Raw genomic sequence first — 14800 nt, 5'->3', positions numbered from 1 at the left:
TAAGCCGCGCGGCCTTGCGGCGCAGTCGCAAAACGGACAATCTTTACGGCCAAAGCGTGCCCTTGGCGGCATATGGAGAATTCTGCACGTGACCTTGCTTTCGAACCGACTGGCCCGGCCCATTCTGGCGACGATCCTCGCGCTGGCGCTGGTGCCTGCGGCCTCGGCCCAGAGCAGTTCTTCGAACCTGCTCGACATGCTGCAGCTGTTCCGCCCCAGCGCCACCGGCTCCTATCTTGCCGGCCGCCAGGCGCTCGAAGAATTGCGCACCAGTGAAGCCGCTCGCTATTTCAACGAAGCAGCGCAGAGCGACTGGGACAATCCGGTGCTGGTCGAGCGCTCCTTCATTGCCTTTGCCGCCAATGGACAGATCGGGCAATCGGCCCAGGTCGCCAAGCGCCTGAAGGAACTCGTCGGCCAGAACGAGCTTGCCGAACTGGTTATCGCCACCGAGGCGTTGAAGGAGCGCCGCTATGGCGCGGCCGGCAATGCGCTGGAGACAATTTCGCAGGACACTTTTACCGGGATCACGGCGGGGATTTTGCGTGCCTGGGCCCTGGTTGGCGAAAAGCGCTATGACGAGGCCGACGCGATCCTCGCCAAGCTTGGCGATACCGGGCTCGAGGATTTTCTGGTTTTCCACCGCGCCCTGATGGCGGAAGTTGCCGGCGAGAAGGCCAAGGCACTGGAGCTTGCCGCTCAGGCGTTTGAGAACGAGCCCTATGTCGCGCGCATGGTGGAAGTCTATTCGCGCATGCTCGCCAATGAAGGTCGCTTCGATGAAGCGGCCGAGGTGATCGCGACCTTTGAGGACCAGGGGCTGACCCATCCTCTGGTCACCGTGGTCAAGGAAGCGGTGGACGCCAAGCGGCGGCCTGGCGTTTTTGCCACCAATGTGCAGCTTGGCGCCGCCGAAATGTTCCATGGTATCGGCGTTGCGCTATCGCGCGATGGCAGCAAGGACCTGGCGCTGGTCTTCCTGCGCCTCGGTCACTATCTCGACCCTAATGCTGACGTGATCGGCCTTGCCGCCGGCCTGTTGCTCGACTCCGAAGGCCAGCACGACGCGGCCAATGAGATTTATGATGCGGTAGGCTCGTCTTCGCCGATGAAGCCGACGGCTGTCGTGCGCATCGCACAAAACCTCGATGCCATGGGCGATCGCGCCGAAGCGCTGCGACGCCTGCGCAATATCGTTGCGACCCGCCCCGGCGATCTCGATGCGGTTTCCGTGCTCGGCGATCTCCTGCGCTATGACGAGCAATATGAGGACGCAGCGGAGGCCTATACCAAGGCCCTGGAAATCACCGGGGGCGAAGCGCCGGCCGATTGGCGCTTCTACTATGTGCGCGGCATTGCCAATGAGCGCGCCAAGCACTGGCCGCAGGCCGAGGCCGATTTCCTCAAGGCGCTGGAGCTCAATCCCGATCAGCCATCGGTGCTCAACTATCTCGGCTATTCCTGGATCGACATGGACATGAACCTCGATGAGGCTCTGGGCATGATCGAGAAGGCCGTCGAGGCGCAGCCCCAGGATGGCTATGTTGTTGATTCGCTCGGCTGGGCTTTTTACAAGCTTGGTCGTATCGATGAGGCCGTCGAGACGCTGGAACGCGCCGTGATGCTGCGGCCCAATGATGCTGAGATCAACGACCATCTGGGCGATGCCTACTGGAAAGCCGGGCGGCGTCTTGAAGCCCAGTTCCAGTGGAAGGTCGCCAAGTCGGTGGACGAGGTCGGCAATGTTGCCGAGCGCGTCGGGCCGAAGCTCGAGGATGGCCTGACCCCGGCGACCGCGACGGAATAGTCCGCCAGCATGACGGAAACCTTTGTTGAAGCAGCGCCGGCCAAGATCAACCTGGCGCTGCATGTCACGCGTCGGCGCGAGGACGGCTATCACGACCTCGAAAGCCTGATCGTCTTTGCCGATGTCGCGGATGAACTGGAGGCGGTTGAGGCGGCAGCGGATAGCCTTGCAATCTCGGGGCCGTTTGCGGCGGCGCTCGGTACGGGCGGCACCAATCTTGTCATGCGGGCGCTTGGCGCCTTTCGGCAGCGCTGGCCGGGGATCGTACCCGACGGCCTTGCTATGCACCTCGTAAAGCACCTCCCGGTTGCGGCGGGCATTGGCGGCGGCTCGGCCGACGCCGCGGCGGCGCTGCGTATTTTGGTGCGCATGGCGCGCGAGCCGGTGCCGCTTGCCGATCTGGCGGATCTTGCCGCGACGCTCGGCGCCGATGTTCCGGCGTGTCTCTTGAGCCGGCCGCTGGTAGCGCGGGGCGTTGGCGAGATCCTTTCGCCCCTGTCCGCCTTTCCCACCACGCATATCGTGCTGGTCAATCCGCTGGTGCCGGTGGCGACGGCGGATGTGTTCAGGCGCCTGCGGGCGCATGACAATTATCCGCTTCCAGCTTTACCCGAGCCGCTGACGCGCCCGGCGCAATTGGGCCTGTGGCTCGCGGAAACGCGAAACGACCTGCAGCCGCCGGCGGTAAAGCTGGTGCCGGAGATCGGTTTTATTGTTGATGACCTGGCCCAGACGCAGGGCTGCATCCTGTCGCGCATGTCGGGGTCGGGCGCGACAGTATTCGGGCTTTTTGGGTCCGAAGGGCAGGCGCATCAGGCCGCACAGGTGATGCGCGAGCGCAATCCCGATCACTGGGTCGCCGCAGCGCCGCTGATCGTTCCGTGATCAGGACGCGCGGCTGACGCTGTGCAGGACGACTTCGCCGAGGAGAGTCTTCATCTCGCTTTCGGGCAGGTCTGCAAGCGCTTCTACTGCGGCAGCAGCGTGGGCGCGGGCCTTTTCGAGCGTGCGGGCCAACGTGTTGTGGCGATTGAAGATCGCGACGACCTGGCTGACTTCGAGTTCCGAAGCATCGGCCTTGCCGAGTGCGCCGGCGATGATGGCGCGTTCGGCTTCGCTGCCTTCGGCGAGCGCCAGGATAACCGGCAGGGTCATCTTGCCTTCGCGAAGATCGTCGCCGACATTCTTGCCCAAGGCGCCAGACTGCCCACCATAATCGAGCGCGTCGTCGACGAGCTGGAAGGCATTGCCCAATTCCAGACCATATTGGGCGAGAGCCGCGCGGCCGGCTTCATCGGCGCCGCCCGAAATGGCGCCGACTTCGCAGGCGGCCTTGAAAAGCACGGCGGTCTTGGCGCGGATCACTTCGGCATAGTCGGCTTCGGTCGTCGTCAGATCGCCGGTCTTGGCGAGCTGGAACACTTCGCCTTCGGCCATCACCGCAGAGGCGGCCGAGAGCACGCCGAGCGACCCGATATCGCCGGTTTCGACCATCATCATGAAGGCCTGGCCGAGGAGGAAATCACCGACGAGGATGGACGCCTTGTTGCCCCAGACCATGCGCGCAGCTGGCTTGCCGCGGCGCATGTCGCTCTCGTCGACGACATCGTCGTGGAGCAGGGTGGCGTTGTGCATGAACTCGACAGCGGCGGCGAAGTTGACCTCGTTGCCTTTGCCCTTGCCGAACAGCAGGGCGGCGGCGACGGTCAGCATCGGACGCAGGCGCTTGCCGCCGCTCTCGATGAGATAGCGGGCAAGTTCGGGGACCATGTCGACATGCGATTCCGCACGGCTCAGGATCAGTGTATTGACCTTGGCCATCTCATCGGCGGTCGCCACAAGCAGTTTGTCGACCGGATTGCCTGTCGGCACGTTTTTCTTCTGGGTCAGAACTGAGACCGCCATTACCGTCCTCGTTTGCCGCCGGCGGCAAATCGGTTGAGCCCGCCATATCAGCGCATGTAAACTCGCGCAGAACCAGCTTTCAGGGTGCGATGTCCCTAGACCAGCCGACTGACTTTGTAAAACACCAAACCACAACGCGCGATGCCTTTTTGGCAGGCCGGATCACTCTGTCGCAACCCCGCAACGGGTTTCGTGCCGGGTTCGACAGCGTGCTCCTGGGGGCGTCCGTGCGCGCGGGTACGGCAGACCTGCTCGACCTTGGCGCGGGCGTGGGCACGGCGGGGCTCGTGGCACTGGCGCTGGAGCGCGCGCAGCGTGCCGTTTTGGTGGAGCGGCACGCTGAGACCCTGGCCCTGGCGCGCGAAAATGTGGTGGCCAATGGCTTTGCCGAGCGGGCTGAAGTGTTGGCGCTCGACATCCTGGCGCCGGGCTCGGTGCGAAATGCTGCCGGGCTCGGGGCCAATCATTTCGAGACTGTGATCGCCAACCCGCCTTTTTTCGAGGCGGGGCAGGGGACGCGGGCGCCGGAAGCGAGCCGGGCCGATGCGCGCCATATGGCGCAGGACGGGCTTGAGGCCTGGGTCCGGTGTGCTGCCGGCTGCGCTGCCGGGGGCGGCGAAGTGATCATCGTCTATCCTGCGCAAGGACTGACTTCGCTGCTCGCGGCACTGACCCCGCGATTCGGCGCCATCGCGCTATTGCCGATCTCGCCGCGGGCGGGGCAGCCGGCAACGCGCATTCTGGTGCGCGGCACCAAGGGCTCGCGCGCGCCGCTGACCCTGCTTGCCGGCAGGGCACTGCATGGCGAAAGCGGGCGCGGTTTTGCGCCGGAATTCGACGCCATTTTTCGCGGGGAAGCGGCGCTCGACTGGTAATCCGCAGCGGCCATGCCTAAATCACTGAAAAATCATGGAGGGGACATGGCTGGAACACCTGCCCGCAAGCCGAACTGGTTCGTTCGTCTCATTCGCCGCCCTACCATCATTCCGGTTGTACGCCTCCACGGCGTGATCGCCGCCGAGCTGCGTCCGGGCCGGCTCAACATCGAATCCGTCGAGCCGCTGCTCAAACGCGCCTTTGACATGCGCTCGGCTCCCGTTGTGGCCATCGTCGTCAATTCGCCCGGCGGCTCGCCGGTGCAGAGCCGGCTGATTTCCAACCGCATAAGGCAACTGGCCGACGAAACGGGCAAGCCCGTGCTGGTCTTCGTCGAGGATGCGGCCGCTTCGGGCGGCTATTTCATTGCCGTGGCCGGCGACGAAATCATCGTCGATCCCTCGTCCATTGTCGGCTCCATCGGCGTGATCATGGCGACGTTCGGCTTTGTCGGTGCACTCGAAAAGCTCGGCGTCGAGCGGCGCGTGCATACGGCCGGCCGGAACAAGTCGACGCTCGATCCCTTCCTGCCGGAAAAGGCCGAGGACGTGGAGCGCATCAAGCGTTTTGAACTCGATATCCATCAGGTGTTTATCGACCACGTGAAGCGCCATCGCACCGGCAGGCTCAAGGCTGAGGACGACGTGCTCTTTACCGGCGAATGGTGGCCGGGCATGCGCGGCGTCGAACTGGGGCTGGTGGACAGCATCGGCGAACTGCATTCTACCCTGCGCGAACGCTATGGGCGCGACATCGTGCTCAAACCCATTGCACCCAAGCGCCCCTTCTTTGCGCTGCCCCGTCTCGGCTTTTCAGCGGCGGGCGTGGTAGATGATGTGACGACCACTATTGATGATCGCGCGCTCTGGGCGCGCCTGGGCCTCTGAGACCGCCATGCTTTTGCGTATCCTGATATTCACCGTCTTGGCCCTGATGGTCTATTTCGGCATCCGCCGCATCTGGAAGGATTGGTCGCAAAAATTCGACAATGACGCCAAAGAGGAAAAACGCCTCCGCCACGAGCGTGACCTGGCAGAGCGCAAGCGGCCCGATGTGATCGATCTCAAGCGCGGTGACGACGGCACTTTTCGGCCAAACGACAGGGATAACGGCCGCAGCAATTGAGATTGCGTGGGCCAAGGCTGCGCTCTATCCTTCTTAAGACGGCGGTCTTGGGAGGGTCTCGCTGTGAGCGAGGAGGACGACCGTGCCGAGATAGTGGCGCTGATCCACGCCAATCGCATCGGCATTTGGACCAAGAATTACGACCTCTGGTCATCCTGTTTCGTTCATGCCCCCTATATCACGCGCTGGGGCTATAACGTTCAGGGCGGACCATTTGTGCGCCGCTCCTGGGAGGAGTTGGCGCGTCGCGCCGTGTCGGTGTTCTCCGGCGACGAGATGCCCTATGACGCAGACTTTGCCCACAAGACCACGGTCGAGAACCTGACCCTGCGCATCTACGGGGATATGGCCTGGGCAGCGTTCGACCAGCAATATCCACCGAGCGGCCATCCCGGCTTCAGGGGCTCGGGCCTGACCCATGAACTCCGCGTCTTCGAGCGCCACGAGGGGCGGTGGAAGATCGCTGTCCTCGGGCATATGGGCAATGACGGCTTCCACGATGGCGCGGCCATCCTTGAGTTGAATGCCGAGGGCACGGTCCGTTGGGCCAGCGCAGAGGCTGTGCGACGGCTCGAGGAGGACGACGATCTGGTCATCCGCAATGGCCGGCTCCGGGTGCGGGACACGGCTTGTCAGCGCCGCCTGACGGCGGCGCTTTCTTGGGCCAGCAATGTGGATAGTGGCTACAATTCTGGCCGGGGCAGCTTGCCGATCGTGCATGAGACCGGCGAGGGCCTGCCGACCCGGGTCTGGTGGGTGCAGGTCCAGGGTGGCACCATCTATTTCCTGATGGAAGGCCAGGGGCTCACCGAAACCCGTCTTGATCTGGCAGCTGCCATCTATGGGCTGTCTGCGGGCCAGCGGCGTCTGGCTGGACTCATTGCCGATGGTCAGACATTACCCGATGCCGCCCGGGAGATGGATATTTCCGCCAACACGGCAAAAACGCACCTGCAGCGCATCTACGACAAGACGGGCGTACACACCCAGCCCGCGCTGATGCGGGTTCTGCTCTCCGTCGGCATTCCCGCCTAGTCACCCGATCGGGCGACAGCGCCATGTCGCACGATCCGGGCACAGCCTTTTTCCAGCCATGGACATAGCATCCCGGCGTTCGATTTGTCGGGAGGCTATCATGGCCGTTGAAACGCTCTTCGTATCCATCCCCACTCACCATCCTAGTGTTCGCCCGCGCTGGCAAAAGCGCCTCATCGCGCACTATCGCCTCTGGCGAATGGGCGTCAGGCGGGAATGGCAGCTAAGCGGTCTCGATGCTCGGCAGCGGGTAGATATCGGCCGGCCAGAGGCCAAAAACTATCGCTGGCTGGACGAGTTGATGCGCGGCTACCGCATGCGCTGAGTGCCAAGCGCCATTGACCGTGCAGAGAGGTCAAACTAGAGGTTTGTCCCGCAGATTTGCAGGACCGCTGACATGACCTCTCGCCCCGCTCACATGGACCCGAAGAATTCCTTCCAGGGTCTGATCCTGACGCTCCAGAATTTCTGGGCCGAGCAGGGTTGTGTCATTCTCCAGCCCTATGACATGCAGATGGGCGCCGGTACCTTCCATACCGCGACGACTTTGCGTGCGCTTGGGCCAAAACCCTGGAAGGCCGCCTATGTGCAGCCTTCGCGCCGCCCCAAGGACGGACGCTATGGCGAGAACCCCAACCGCCTGCAGCACTATTATCAGTTCCAGGTGATCCTGAAGCCCTCGCCGGACAATATCCAGCAGCTCTATTTGGACTCGCTGGCCGCGATCGGGCTCGATGCCTCGCTGCACGATATCCGCTTCGTCGAAGACGATTGGGAAAGCCCGACGCTGGGCGCCTGGGGTCTGGGCTGGGAATGCTGGTGCGACGGCATGGAAGTTTCCCAGTTCACCTATTTCCAGCAGGTGGCCGGCTTTGAATGCTCGCCGGTGCCGGGGGAAATCACCTATGGGCTCGAACGCCTCGCCATGTATGTGCAGGGCGTCGAGAACGTCTACGACCTCAACTTCAATGGCCGTGAAGGCGACGAGAAGGTCACCTATGGCGACGTCTTCCTGCAGAACGAGCAGGAACAGTCGAAGTACAATTTCGAGGCTTCGGACACCGAAATCCTGTTCCGCCACTTCGAGGACGCGGAAAAGGAATGCCGCGCGATCCTTGCCAAGGGTGCAGAGGGCAATCGCCAGACCATGGCCATCCCGGCCTATGAGCAGGTCGTCAAGGCCTCGCACAATTTCAACATGCTCGATGCGCGCGGCGTGATCTCGGTCACCGAGCGCCAGAGCTATATCCTGCGCATTCGCGAGCTGGCCAAGGCCTGCGGCGAAGCCTGGCTGCAGACCGCAGGCGGCGGCGCGGAATAGGTCAGTTCGGACTTCCAGGTCGCTTCAAAACACACGGTGTTATTCCCGCGAAAGCGGGAATCTCTGTTTCTGCGCAAGGAGATTCCCGCTTTCGCGGGAATGACGCGGTGGGAACAACGGGAGGCGTGCCCTGGCCTATGCCGGCTGCGGCGCCAGCACGGAGACCACCGTCAGCTTGTGGCGCTTGTCGGCGCGGTCGCGCCAGGTGATGGACTGGCCGGCCTTGAGGCCGATCAATGCGGTGCCGATCGGCGTCATCACCGAAATGCGGCCAGCCTCGATGTCGGCGTCGGCTGGGTAAACCAGCGTGACCGTCTGTTCCTTGTCAGCATTAGTGACATAGGTGATCGACGAGCCCATGCGGACGACGCCTTCGGGCAGTTTTTCGTCGGCAATCACCTTGGCGCGTTCAAGCTCTTCGAGCAGGCGGTCGGCAAGATCGGGCATGCGCGCGAGGCCGGCCATGGCGAGCGCGTTGAGTTTGGCATGATCGGCCTGGCCAAGGGTGATGGCGGGCGCAAGATCTCTGCGAATATCGTTCATAGTAAGTGTCCTGATGGGCTCCGGCCGGCGTGAAGACGCGGCAGCCGAAGCGCTGTTCAATGTGGAGAAGAGGGAGCCGGGTGGCGAAAGTGCCTGAACCCTAAGCAGGCTCCGGCGCGCGCATGCCTAGGGTGTCTATTCTGCGAGAAGGATAGTGCAGCTATGGATGTGGCGCGATTTGCTCATAACACAAAGCTAGGGATTGCGCCGGGGAAGTCAAGCCCGGCTTGTCCGCGCCCATTGCAAGGCTTTGAGCAAACTGCCAGTGTCCGGCCGGAACGCTTTGAGGGACGCGCCTATGGAATGGGTCATTCTTGCGCTGGTGGTTGGTGCCGCCGGCTATGCCATTGCTATCTACAACGGACTGGTGAAGAACCGGCAGATGGTTGAGGAGGGATGGTCGGGCATCGACGTGCAATTAAAGCGCCGCACCGACCTTATCCCCAATATGCTCGAAACCGTTAAGGGCTATATGACCCACGAGCGCGAGACGCTCGAGGCCGTCACCAACGCCCGTGCTGCGGCGACCGCCGCTGCCAATGGCACGCCAGAGCAACGCGCCGCGGCCGAAGGCCAGCTGTCGTCCGCGCTCGGTCGCCTGATTGCGACGGCCGAGGCCTATCCCGACCTCAAGGCGAACACGACGTTTCTTGAGTTTCAGGAAGCGCTGCAGACGGTGGAAGACGAAATCCAGATGTCGCGCCGCTACTACAATGGCGCGGTGCGCAACCTCAATATCCAGGTCGAATCCTTCCCCTCGAACTTCATCGCCAATGCCTTCAAGTTCATCAAGGCGCAGTACTTCGAGCTTGAGAACGAGGCCGACCGGCAGGTTCCGAACGTAAAGTTCTAATAGCCATGAAGGCCCTCGGCAGACTGCTTCTCGCCCTTGCCTGCGTGCTCGCCCTGGCCTTGCCAGCGGCGGCGCGCGAGGAAATTCGCGCCTTTGCTTCGGACGTGACGCTGCGCACGGACGGGTCGGTGCGGGTGATCGAGACCGTGGATATTCGTGCCGAGGGCAACCAGATCCGGCGCGGGATTTATCGCGATATTCCCATCGTCATGCTGGGGCCTTCGGGCAACAAGATCAGGGTGGGGCTCGAGGTCGAGTCGGTGACGCGGCAGGGGGCGGCCGAGGATTTTCGCGTCGAGCGCATGGGCAATTTCCAGCGCATCTGGATCGGCAATTCCGAGCGGCTCATTGCCGTGGGCGAGCATCGCTATGTGATTACCTATGTGATGGAACGCATGGCGCGCAGCTTTGCCGACCATGACGAGCTCTATTGGAATGCCACCGGCAATTATTGGGACTTTCCGATCCTGAAATCGGTGGCGCGGGTGACCTTGCCCGACGGCGCGGTGATCTCTGATCTTTCCGCCTATACCGGTGTCGCCGGTTCCACCGAACAGGCGGTGACCATCACGCGCAATTCCGACACCGAAGCGACCTTCAGGACGCAGCGCGCGCTGGGGGCCGGGGAGGGCATGACCTTTGCGGTCTCGTTCCAGAAGGGCCTCATCGCCTATCCCGCCGGGTTTGATGCGCTGATGCAATCGGCGTCGGACCTGCGCGAGGTCTGGCTGCCGGTGCTCTCGGTGCTGCTGCTGCTTGCCTACAATCTCTCGGCCTGGTGGCGCGTGGGGCGCGATCCGCCCAAGGGTACGATTATTCCGCTCTTCCACCCGCCCAAGGATTTTTCGCCGGGCCTGACGCACTATGTGCAGAACTGGGGTTTTTCCCAATCCGGCTGGCAGGCCTTTACCGCCGCGATCTTCAATCTGGGCGTGCGTGGCCTCGTCAAGATCAGCAATATTGCCGATACGCTGGCTGTGAGCGTGACGGGCAAGCCGGTCGAGGAAAAGCTGCCGGTCGGCGAGGAAGTGCTTTATCGTTATTTCGCAGAGAAGGGCAGGGTAACGGTCAACAAGTCGACCGGGCCGACGCTGGCGACCAAGCGTGGCGAATTCACCTCGGCTATCGAGCGGGAGAACCGAAAGGTCTGGTTCAACCACAATGCGGGCTATGTGATCCTGAGCTTTTTCCTGGCCTTTGCCATGATGGGCGCCATGGTGTTTTTCGACGTGCTTGAGCCCGTCTGGCTTTTTGGTGCCTTCATTGGGGGCATCGTCGTCGGCATCATCGGCTCGGTGGTCTTCAGCTTCCTGAACCAGGGCGGGATGCGGCTTTTCCTGGTGATATTGTGGGGCGGCATCATCGCCTTCAACATGGGCGGCGGGCTGATCGAGAGCTTTTCCTCGGTCACCATCAACTCCGCCGCCGTCGCAGCGGGTTCGCTGATCCTGATCAGCCTGATCTTTGCCGCGCTGATGCGGGCGCCGACCATTCAGGGCCGCAAAGTCATGGACGAGATCGAAGGGTTCAAGCTCTATCTCGAAACGGCGGAGAAGAACCGGCTCAACATGTCGGGCGAGCCGCCGATGACGGTGGAGCGCTTTGAGCGCATTCTGCCCTATGCCATCGCCATGGGCGTGGAAAAGCCCTGGACCGAGCATTTTGAAGGTGAGCTGGCGCGCAATGCCGTCAGCGATGTCGGTAGTGACTATCGTCCCAACTGGTATTCGGGCCGCAGTTTTTCGTCTGGTTCGCTGACATCGGCCGTGGCAGCGGCCAGTTCCGGCATGGCCGCGGCCATGGTTGCGGCCCAGCCAGTGCAGGCGAGTTCCTCGGGCTCATCGGGCGGCGGCTCATCGGGCGGTGGCGGCGGCGGTGGCGGTGGCGGCGGCTGGTAGTGCCAATTCTTCCGCTCCTCTGCCTCGTCCATGTGGACAGGCCCGCCGCGCCACGCTAATCACCCCTACGCCTTCGAAATCCGGTTGCCCCTCATGCCCGAACTCCTGCTCGAACTCTTCTCCGAGGAAATTCCCGCCCGCTTCCAGCGGCGCGCTGCCGAAGACCTCAAGAAAGCCGTGACCAATGCCCTGGTCGATGCGGGTCTCGTCTATGAGGGCGCCCGCGCCTTTGCGACGCCGCGCCGCCTGGCGCTGACCGTATCGGGCCTGCCGGTGCGCTCGCCCGATACGCGCGAGGAAAAGAAGGGCCCCAAGGTTGGTGCGCCGCAACCGGCCATCGATGGCTTCCTGCGTTCGGCGGGGCTCTCTTCGCTCGAAGAGGCCAAGGTCGAGAGCGATCCCAAGAAGGGCGACTTTTATGTCGCCGTGATCAACAAGCCGGGCGCCGATGCGGTGGAACTGCTTTCGGGCATCCTGCCGAAAATTCTGACGGATTTCCCCTGGGCCAAGTCGATGCGCTGGGGCTCGGGCAATTTCAACTGGGTGCGTCCGCTGCGCGCCATCACCGCGACTTTTGGCACCGACAATGATGAGCCGGTCGTCGTGCCCTTCGCATCCAACCAGATCGAAGCGGGCCAGACGACGTTCGGCCATCGCTTCCTGGCGCCCGCTGCCATCCGCGTAAAGCGCTTCGACGACTATGTGACTGCGCTTGAGCGCGCCAAGGTCGTGCTCGATATCGATCGCCGCAAGGACATCATCCGCGGCGATGCCGACCAGCTTGCCTTCGCGCAGGGGCTGACCGTCATTCATGACGAGGGCCTGCTGGAAGAGGTGGCCGGTCTCGTCGAGTGGCCCAATGTGATGGTGGGGTCGTTCGATCCCGAATTCCTGAAGCTTCCCGAAGAAGTCATCATTGCCACCATTCGCGCCAACCAGAAGTGTTTCTGCCTGCGCGATGCCTCTGGGAAACTGGCGCCGAATTTCATCATCACCGCCAACACCATTCCGTCTGATGGCGGCGCGGTGGTTGTGGCCGGCAATGAGCGTGTTATCCGCGCGCGCCTGTCGGACGCCGCCTTCTTCTATCAGGGCGACCTCGCCATTCCTCTCGAGCACGGCCTGCCCAAGCTCGAAGACATGGTGTTCCACGCCAAGCTCGGCACGCAGTTCGCCATGGTCGAACGGCTGGTGAAACTCGCGGCCGAAATCGCGCCGCTCGTGGGCGCCGATGTCGAAAAGACCAAGCGTGCCGCCATGCTCGCCAAGGCCGATCTCGTCACCGGCATGGTCGGCGAATTCCCGGAATTGCAGGGGCTGATGGGGCGCTACTACGCGACGGCGCAGGGCGAGCCGGCGGAAATCGCTAATGCGCTGGAGCTGCACTATAAGCCCGTCGGTCCCTCGGACCGCGTGCCGACCGAGCCCGTTTCCATCGCCGTGGCGCTGGCCGACAAGCTCAACGTGCTGTCGAGTTTCTGGTCGATCGACGAAAAGCCGACCGGCTCGCGTGACCCCTTCGCGCTGCGTCGTGCGGCGCTTGGTGTGATCCGTATCGTCACCGAGAACGGGCTCAGTTTGTCTCTAACAGATCTACTGCGCAAAGCATATCATCTGACTATTCTTGGCATGCAGCGAGGCAATCTTCTCGTGTATTTTGACGACGGGGATGTGGGACTTGTGACCATCACCGCCGCTTTTACTGAAGACGGTCGGTTCAAAACCTCCGTTCCGGATTCCGCAGACTTCTATGTGGTCCGAGACGACGAGAAACACGATACGTCCGGCACCGTGGGGTTCAAGAGCAGCGTCGCAGATGCCGATGTCATTGGCACTTTTGTTTCAACAGTATCTATTTGCAGTGGCCTTCTCGCTTTCTTCCATGACCGCTTAAAGGTGTCGCTGCGCGATGCTGGTGCGCGGCATGATCTGGTCGATGCCGTTATCTCCGCCGAGAGCAATGACATCCTGCAGATCACCCAGCGGGCCGAGGCGCTGTCTAGCCTGCTGTCGAGCGACGATGGCAAGAACCTTCTCGCCGGCTATCGCCGTGCTGCCAATATCCTGGCGGCCGAAGAGAAGAAGGATGGAAAATCCTATGCCGGCGCGGTCGATCAGGCGGCGCTGAAGCTGGCCGAGGAAGAGGCGTTGGCATTTGCCGTTGATGCTGTCCACGCTTCTGTCGCGAGCCACGTTGGCAAGGACGACTACAAGGGCGCCATGGGCGAGTTGGCCACGCTCCGCGCGCCGGTGGATGCGTTCTTTACGGCCGTGCTCGTCAACGATGCCGATCCGGCCGTGCGTACCAATCGCCTGAACCTGCTCGCGCGGCTGCGCGACACCATGCATCTCGTGGCCGATTTCGGCAAAGTCGCCGGTTAAGGAAACAAAAGATGAGCGTCGGCCTTCTTGCTTTGCTTGATGATGTGGCCGGCCTCGTGAAGGTCGCGGCCGCGTCGCTGGATGACGTGGCCGGACAGGCGGCCAAGGCCGGGGTCAAGGCGGCTGGGGCTGTCATCGACGATGCGGCGGTGACCCCGAACTACGTGCAGGGTTTTACCGCCGATCGCGAATTGCCCATCGTGGGCAAGATTGCCTGGGGCTCGGTCAAGAACAAGCTGCTGTTCCTGCTGCCGGCGGCGCTGCTGCTGAGCTTTTTTGCGCCCTGGCTGATCACGCCGCTGCTGATGATCGGCGGTGCCTACCTTTGCTATGAAGGCGCCGAGAAGATTTTCCATATGCTCGCCCCGCATGAAGCCGAGCATCATGAGGCCTCGTTGGAGCCGGCTGCGCTCAATCCGCAGAGCCTTGAGGACAAGAAGGTCGCCGGCGCGATCCAGACCGATTTTATTCTTTCGGCCGAGATCATGACCATTATCCTTGCGGCCATCGAAGTGCCCGATTTCTGGACCCGCGCCGCCATTTTGGCGGTGGCCGGTGTCGGTATCACGGTGATCGTCTATGGGGCCGTGGCGCTGATCGTCAAAGGCGACGATTTCGGGGTGTTCATGGCCCGCAATGGCCGCACGCCGGTCGGTCGTGGCTTTGGCCGCGGACTTGTGGTCGGCATGCCCTATTTCATGCAGGTGTTGAGCATTGTCGGTACCGCGGCGATGACCTGGGTTGGTGGCTCAATCGTGGCGCATGGTCTCTATGAGTTCGGCTTTACCGGACCGGAAATCGTCATCGAAACGGCGGCTCATTGGGCTGAGCACACTTTCCCGGCCATTGCCGGGTTTGCCGGCTGGTTCGCGACGGCCTTCGTGGACTTCTTTATCGGCCTGATCCTCGGCGCGCTGCTGATCCCGGTGGCGGGCTATGTCATTGCGCCGAGCTTGAAGGCGATCAAGGGCTTGCTGCCGAAGCGGGCTTAGGCGTCTCGCCAGTCACGACGTCATTCCCGCGAAAGCGGGAATCTCTCTTCATGCGCCCGAAAC

At 62.5% G+C, this 14800-nt stretch carries 14 protein-coding genes; 12 read left to right on the top strand and 2 right to left on the bottom strand.

Features of this window, described 5'->3' with window-relative positions:
- Positions 1-88: 88 nt before the first annotated feature.
- A complete protein-coding gene (locus NVV77_RS00880) occupies positions 89-1807 on the top strand; it encodes a tetratricopeptide repeat protein (RefSeq protein WP_295409791.1) in 1719 nt (572 codons plus the stop codon).
- A gap of 9 nt (positions 1808-1816) precedes the next feature.
- Positions 1817-2692 carry a 4-(cytidine 5'-diphospho)-2-C-methyl-D-erythritol kinase gene (locus NVV77_RS00875; RefSeq protein WP_295409789.1) on the top strand — a complete coding sequence of 292 codons (876 nt, stop codon included), beginning with the start codon at positions 1817-1819 and terminating at the stop codon, positions 2690-2692.
- Here the strand turns inward: NVV77_RS00875 and NVV77_RS00870 are convergent, their stop codons facing one another.
- A complete protein-coding gene (locus NVV77_RS00870) occupies positions 2693-3712 on the bottom strand; it encodes a polyprenyl synthetase family protein (RefSeq protein ID WP_295409787.1) in 1020 nt (339 codons plus the stop codon). It abuts the gene before it with no gap.
- Between the two features lie 227 nt (positions 3713-3939).
- On the opposite strand from NVV77_RS00870, the gene NVV77_RS00865 reads away from it, so the two are divergent.
- From NVV77_RS00865 to NVV77_RS00840, 6 genes are all read left to right on the top strand, one after another.
- Positions 3940-4587, top strand: coding sequence for a methyltransferase (locus NVV77_RS00865; protein WP_295409785.1), 648 nt, complete (start codon positions 3940-3942; stop codon positions 4585-4587).
- 45 nt (positions 4588-4632) lie between these two features.
- Positions 4633-5475, top strand: coding sequence for a S49 family peptidase (locus NVV77_RS00860; protein ID WP_295409783.1), 843 nt, complete (start codon positions 4633-4635; stop codon positions 5473-5475).
- Between the two features lie 7 nt (positions 5476-5482).
- Positions 5483-5713, top strand: a complete 231-nt coding sequence (locus NVV77_RS00855; protein ID WP_295409781.1) for a hypothetical protein — start codon at positions 5483-5485, stop codon at positions 5711-5713.
- Between the two features lie 63 nt (positions 5714-5776).
- The gene (locus NVV77_RS00850) at positions 5777-6748 is read left to right on the top strand and encodes a helix-turn-helix transcriptional regulator (RefSeq protein WP_295409779.1); all 972 of its coding nucleotides are present in this window, start codon (positions 5777-5779) and stop codon (positions 6746-6748) included.
- A gap of 100 nt (positions 6749-6848) precedes the next feature.
- Positions 6849-7073 carry a hypothetical protein gene (locus NVV77_RS00845; protein ID WP_295409776.1) on the top strand — a complete coding sequence of 75 codons (225 nt, stop codon included), beginning with the start codon at positions 6849-6851 and terminating at the stop codon, positions 7071-7073.
- A gap of 93 nt (positions 7074-7166) precedes the next feature.
- Positions 7167-8069, top strand: coding sequence for a glycine--tRNA ligase subunit alpha (locus tag NVV77_RS00840; protein ID WP_295409850.1), 903 nt, complete (start codon positions 7167-7169; stop codon positions 8067-8069).
- Between the two features lie 135 nt (positions 8070-8204).
- Here the strand turns inward: NVV77_RS00840 and rnk are convergent, their stop codons facing one another.
- A complete protein-coding gene (gene rnk / locus NVV77_RS00835; RefSeq protein WP_295409774.1) occupies positions 8205-8612 on the bottom strand; it encodes a nucleoside diphosphate kinase regulator in 408 nt (135 codons plus the stop codon).
- Between the two features lie 298 nt (positions 8613-8910).
- On the opposite strand from rnk, the gene NVV77_RS00830 reads away from it, so the two are divergent.
- From NVV77_RS00830 to NVV77_RS00815, 4 genes are all read left to right on the top strand, one after another.
- On the top strand, positions 8911-9465 hold the full coding sequence (locus tag NVV77_RS00830) for a LemA family protein (RefSeq protein ID WP_295409772.1): 555 nt from the start codon (positions 8911-8913) through the stop codon (positions 9463-9465).
- Positions 9466-9470: 5 nt separating this feature from the next.
- Positions 9471-11363 carry a DUF2207 domain-containing protein gene (locus tag NVV77_RS00825; protein WP_295409770.1) on the top strand — a complete coding sequence of 631 codons (1893 nt, stop codon included), beginning with the start codon at positions 9471-9473 and terminating at the stop codon, positions 11361-11363.
- 93 nt (positions 11364-11456) lie between these two features.
- On the top strand, positions 11457-13745 hold the full coding sequence (gene glyS / locus NVV77_RS00820) for a glycine--tRNA ligase subunit beta (protein WP_295409768.1): 2289 nt from the start codon (positions 11457-11459) through the stop codon (positions 13743-13745).
- 11 nt (positions 13746-13756) lie between these two features.
- Positions 13757-14737: a DUF808 domain-containing protein gene (locus NVV77_RS00815; RefSeq protein ID WP_295409766.1), complete on the top strand. Its 981-nt coding sequence runs from the start codon at positions 13757-13759 to the stop codon at positions 14735-14737.
- Positions 14738-14800: the final 63 nt, after the last annotated feature.

The organism is Devosia sp. (assembly GCF_024707125.1).
GTDB lineage: Bacteria > Pseudomonadota > Alphaproteobacteria > Rhizobiales > Devosiaceae > Devosia.
This window is presented reverse-complemented; position numbering and strand designations above follow the sequence as displayed.

Coding starts and splice junctions, on each gene's coding strand:
- NVV77_RS00825 (WP_295409770.1), top strand. CDS start 9,471: ATGAAGGCCCTCGGCAGACTGCTTCTCGCCCTTGCCTGCGTGCTCGCC.
- NVV77_RS00875 (WP_295409789.1), top strand. CDS start 1,817: ATGACGGAAACCTTTGTTGAAGCAGCGCCGGCCAAGATCAACCTGGCG.
- NVV77_RS00845 (WP_295409776.1), top strand. CDS start 6,849: ATGGCCGTTGAAACGCTCTTCGTATCCATCCCCACTCACCATCCTAGT.
- NVV77_RS00860 (WP_295409783.1), top strand. CDS start 4,633: ATGGCTGGAACACCTGCCCGCAAGCCGAACTGGTTCGTTCGTCTCATT.
- NVV77_RS00815 (WP_295409766.1), top strand. CDS start 13,757: ATGAGCGTCGGCCTTCTTGCTTTGCTTGATGATGTGGCCGGCCTCGTG.
- rnk (WP_295409774.1), bottom strand. CDS start 8,612: ATGAACGATATTCGCAGAGATCTTGCGCCCGCCATCACCCTTGGCCAG.
- NVV77_RS00840 (WP_295409850.1), top strand. CDS start 7,167: ATGGACCCGAAGAATTCCTTCCAGGGTCTGATCCTGACGCTCCAGAAT.
- glyS (WP_295409768.1), top strand. CDS start 11,457: ATGCCCGAACTCCTGCTCGAACTCTTCTCCGAGGAAATTCCCGCCCGC.
- NVV77_RS00855 (WP_295409781.1), top strand. CDS start 5,483: ATGCTTTTGCGTATCCTGATATTCACCGTCTTGGCCCTGATGGTCTAT.
- NVV77_RS00830 (WP_295409772.1), top strand. CDS start 8,911: ATGGAATGGGTCATTCTTGCGCTGGTGGTTGGTGCCGCCGGCTATGCC.
- NVV77_RS00870 (WP_295409787.1), bottom strand. CDS start 3,712: ATGGCGGTCTCAGTTCTGACCCAGAAGAAAAACGTGCCGACAGGCAAT.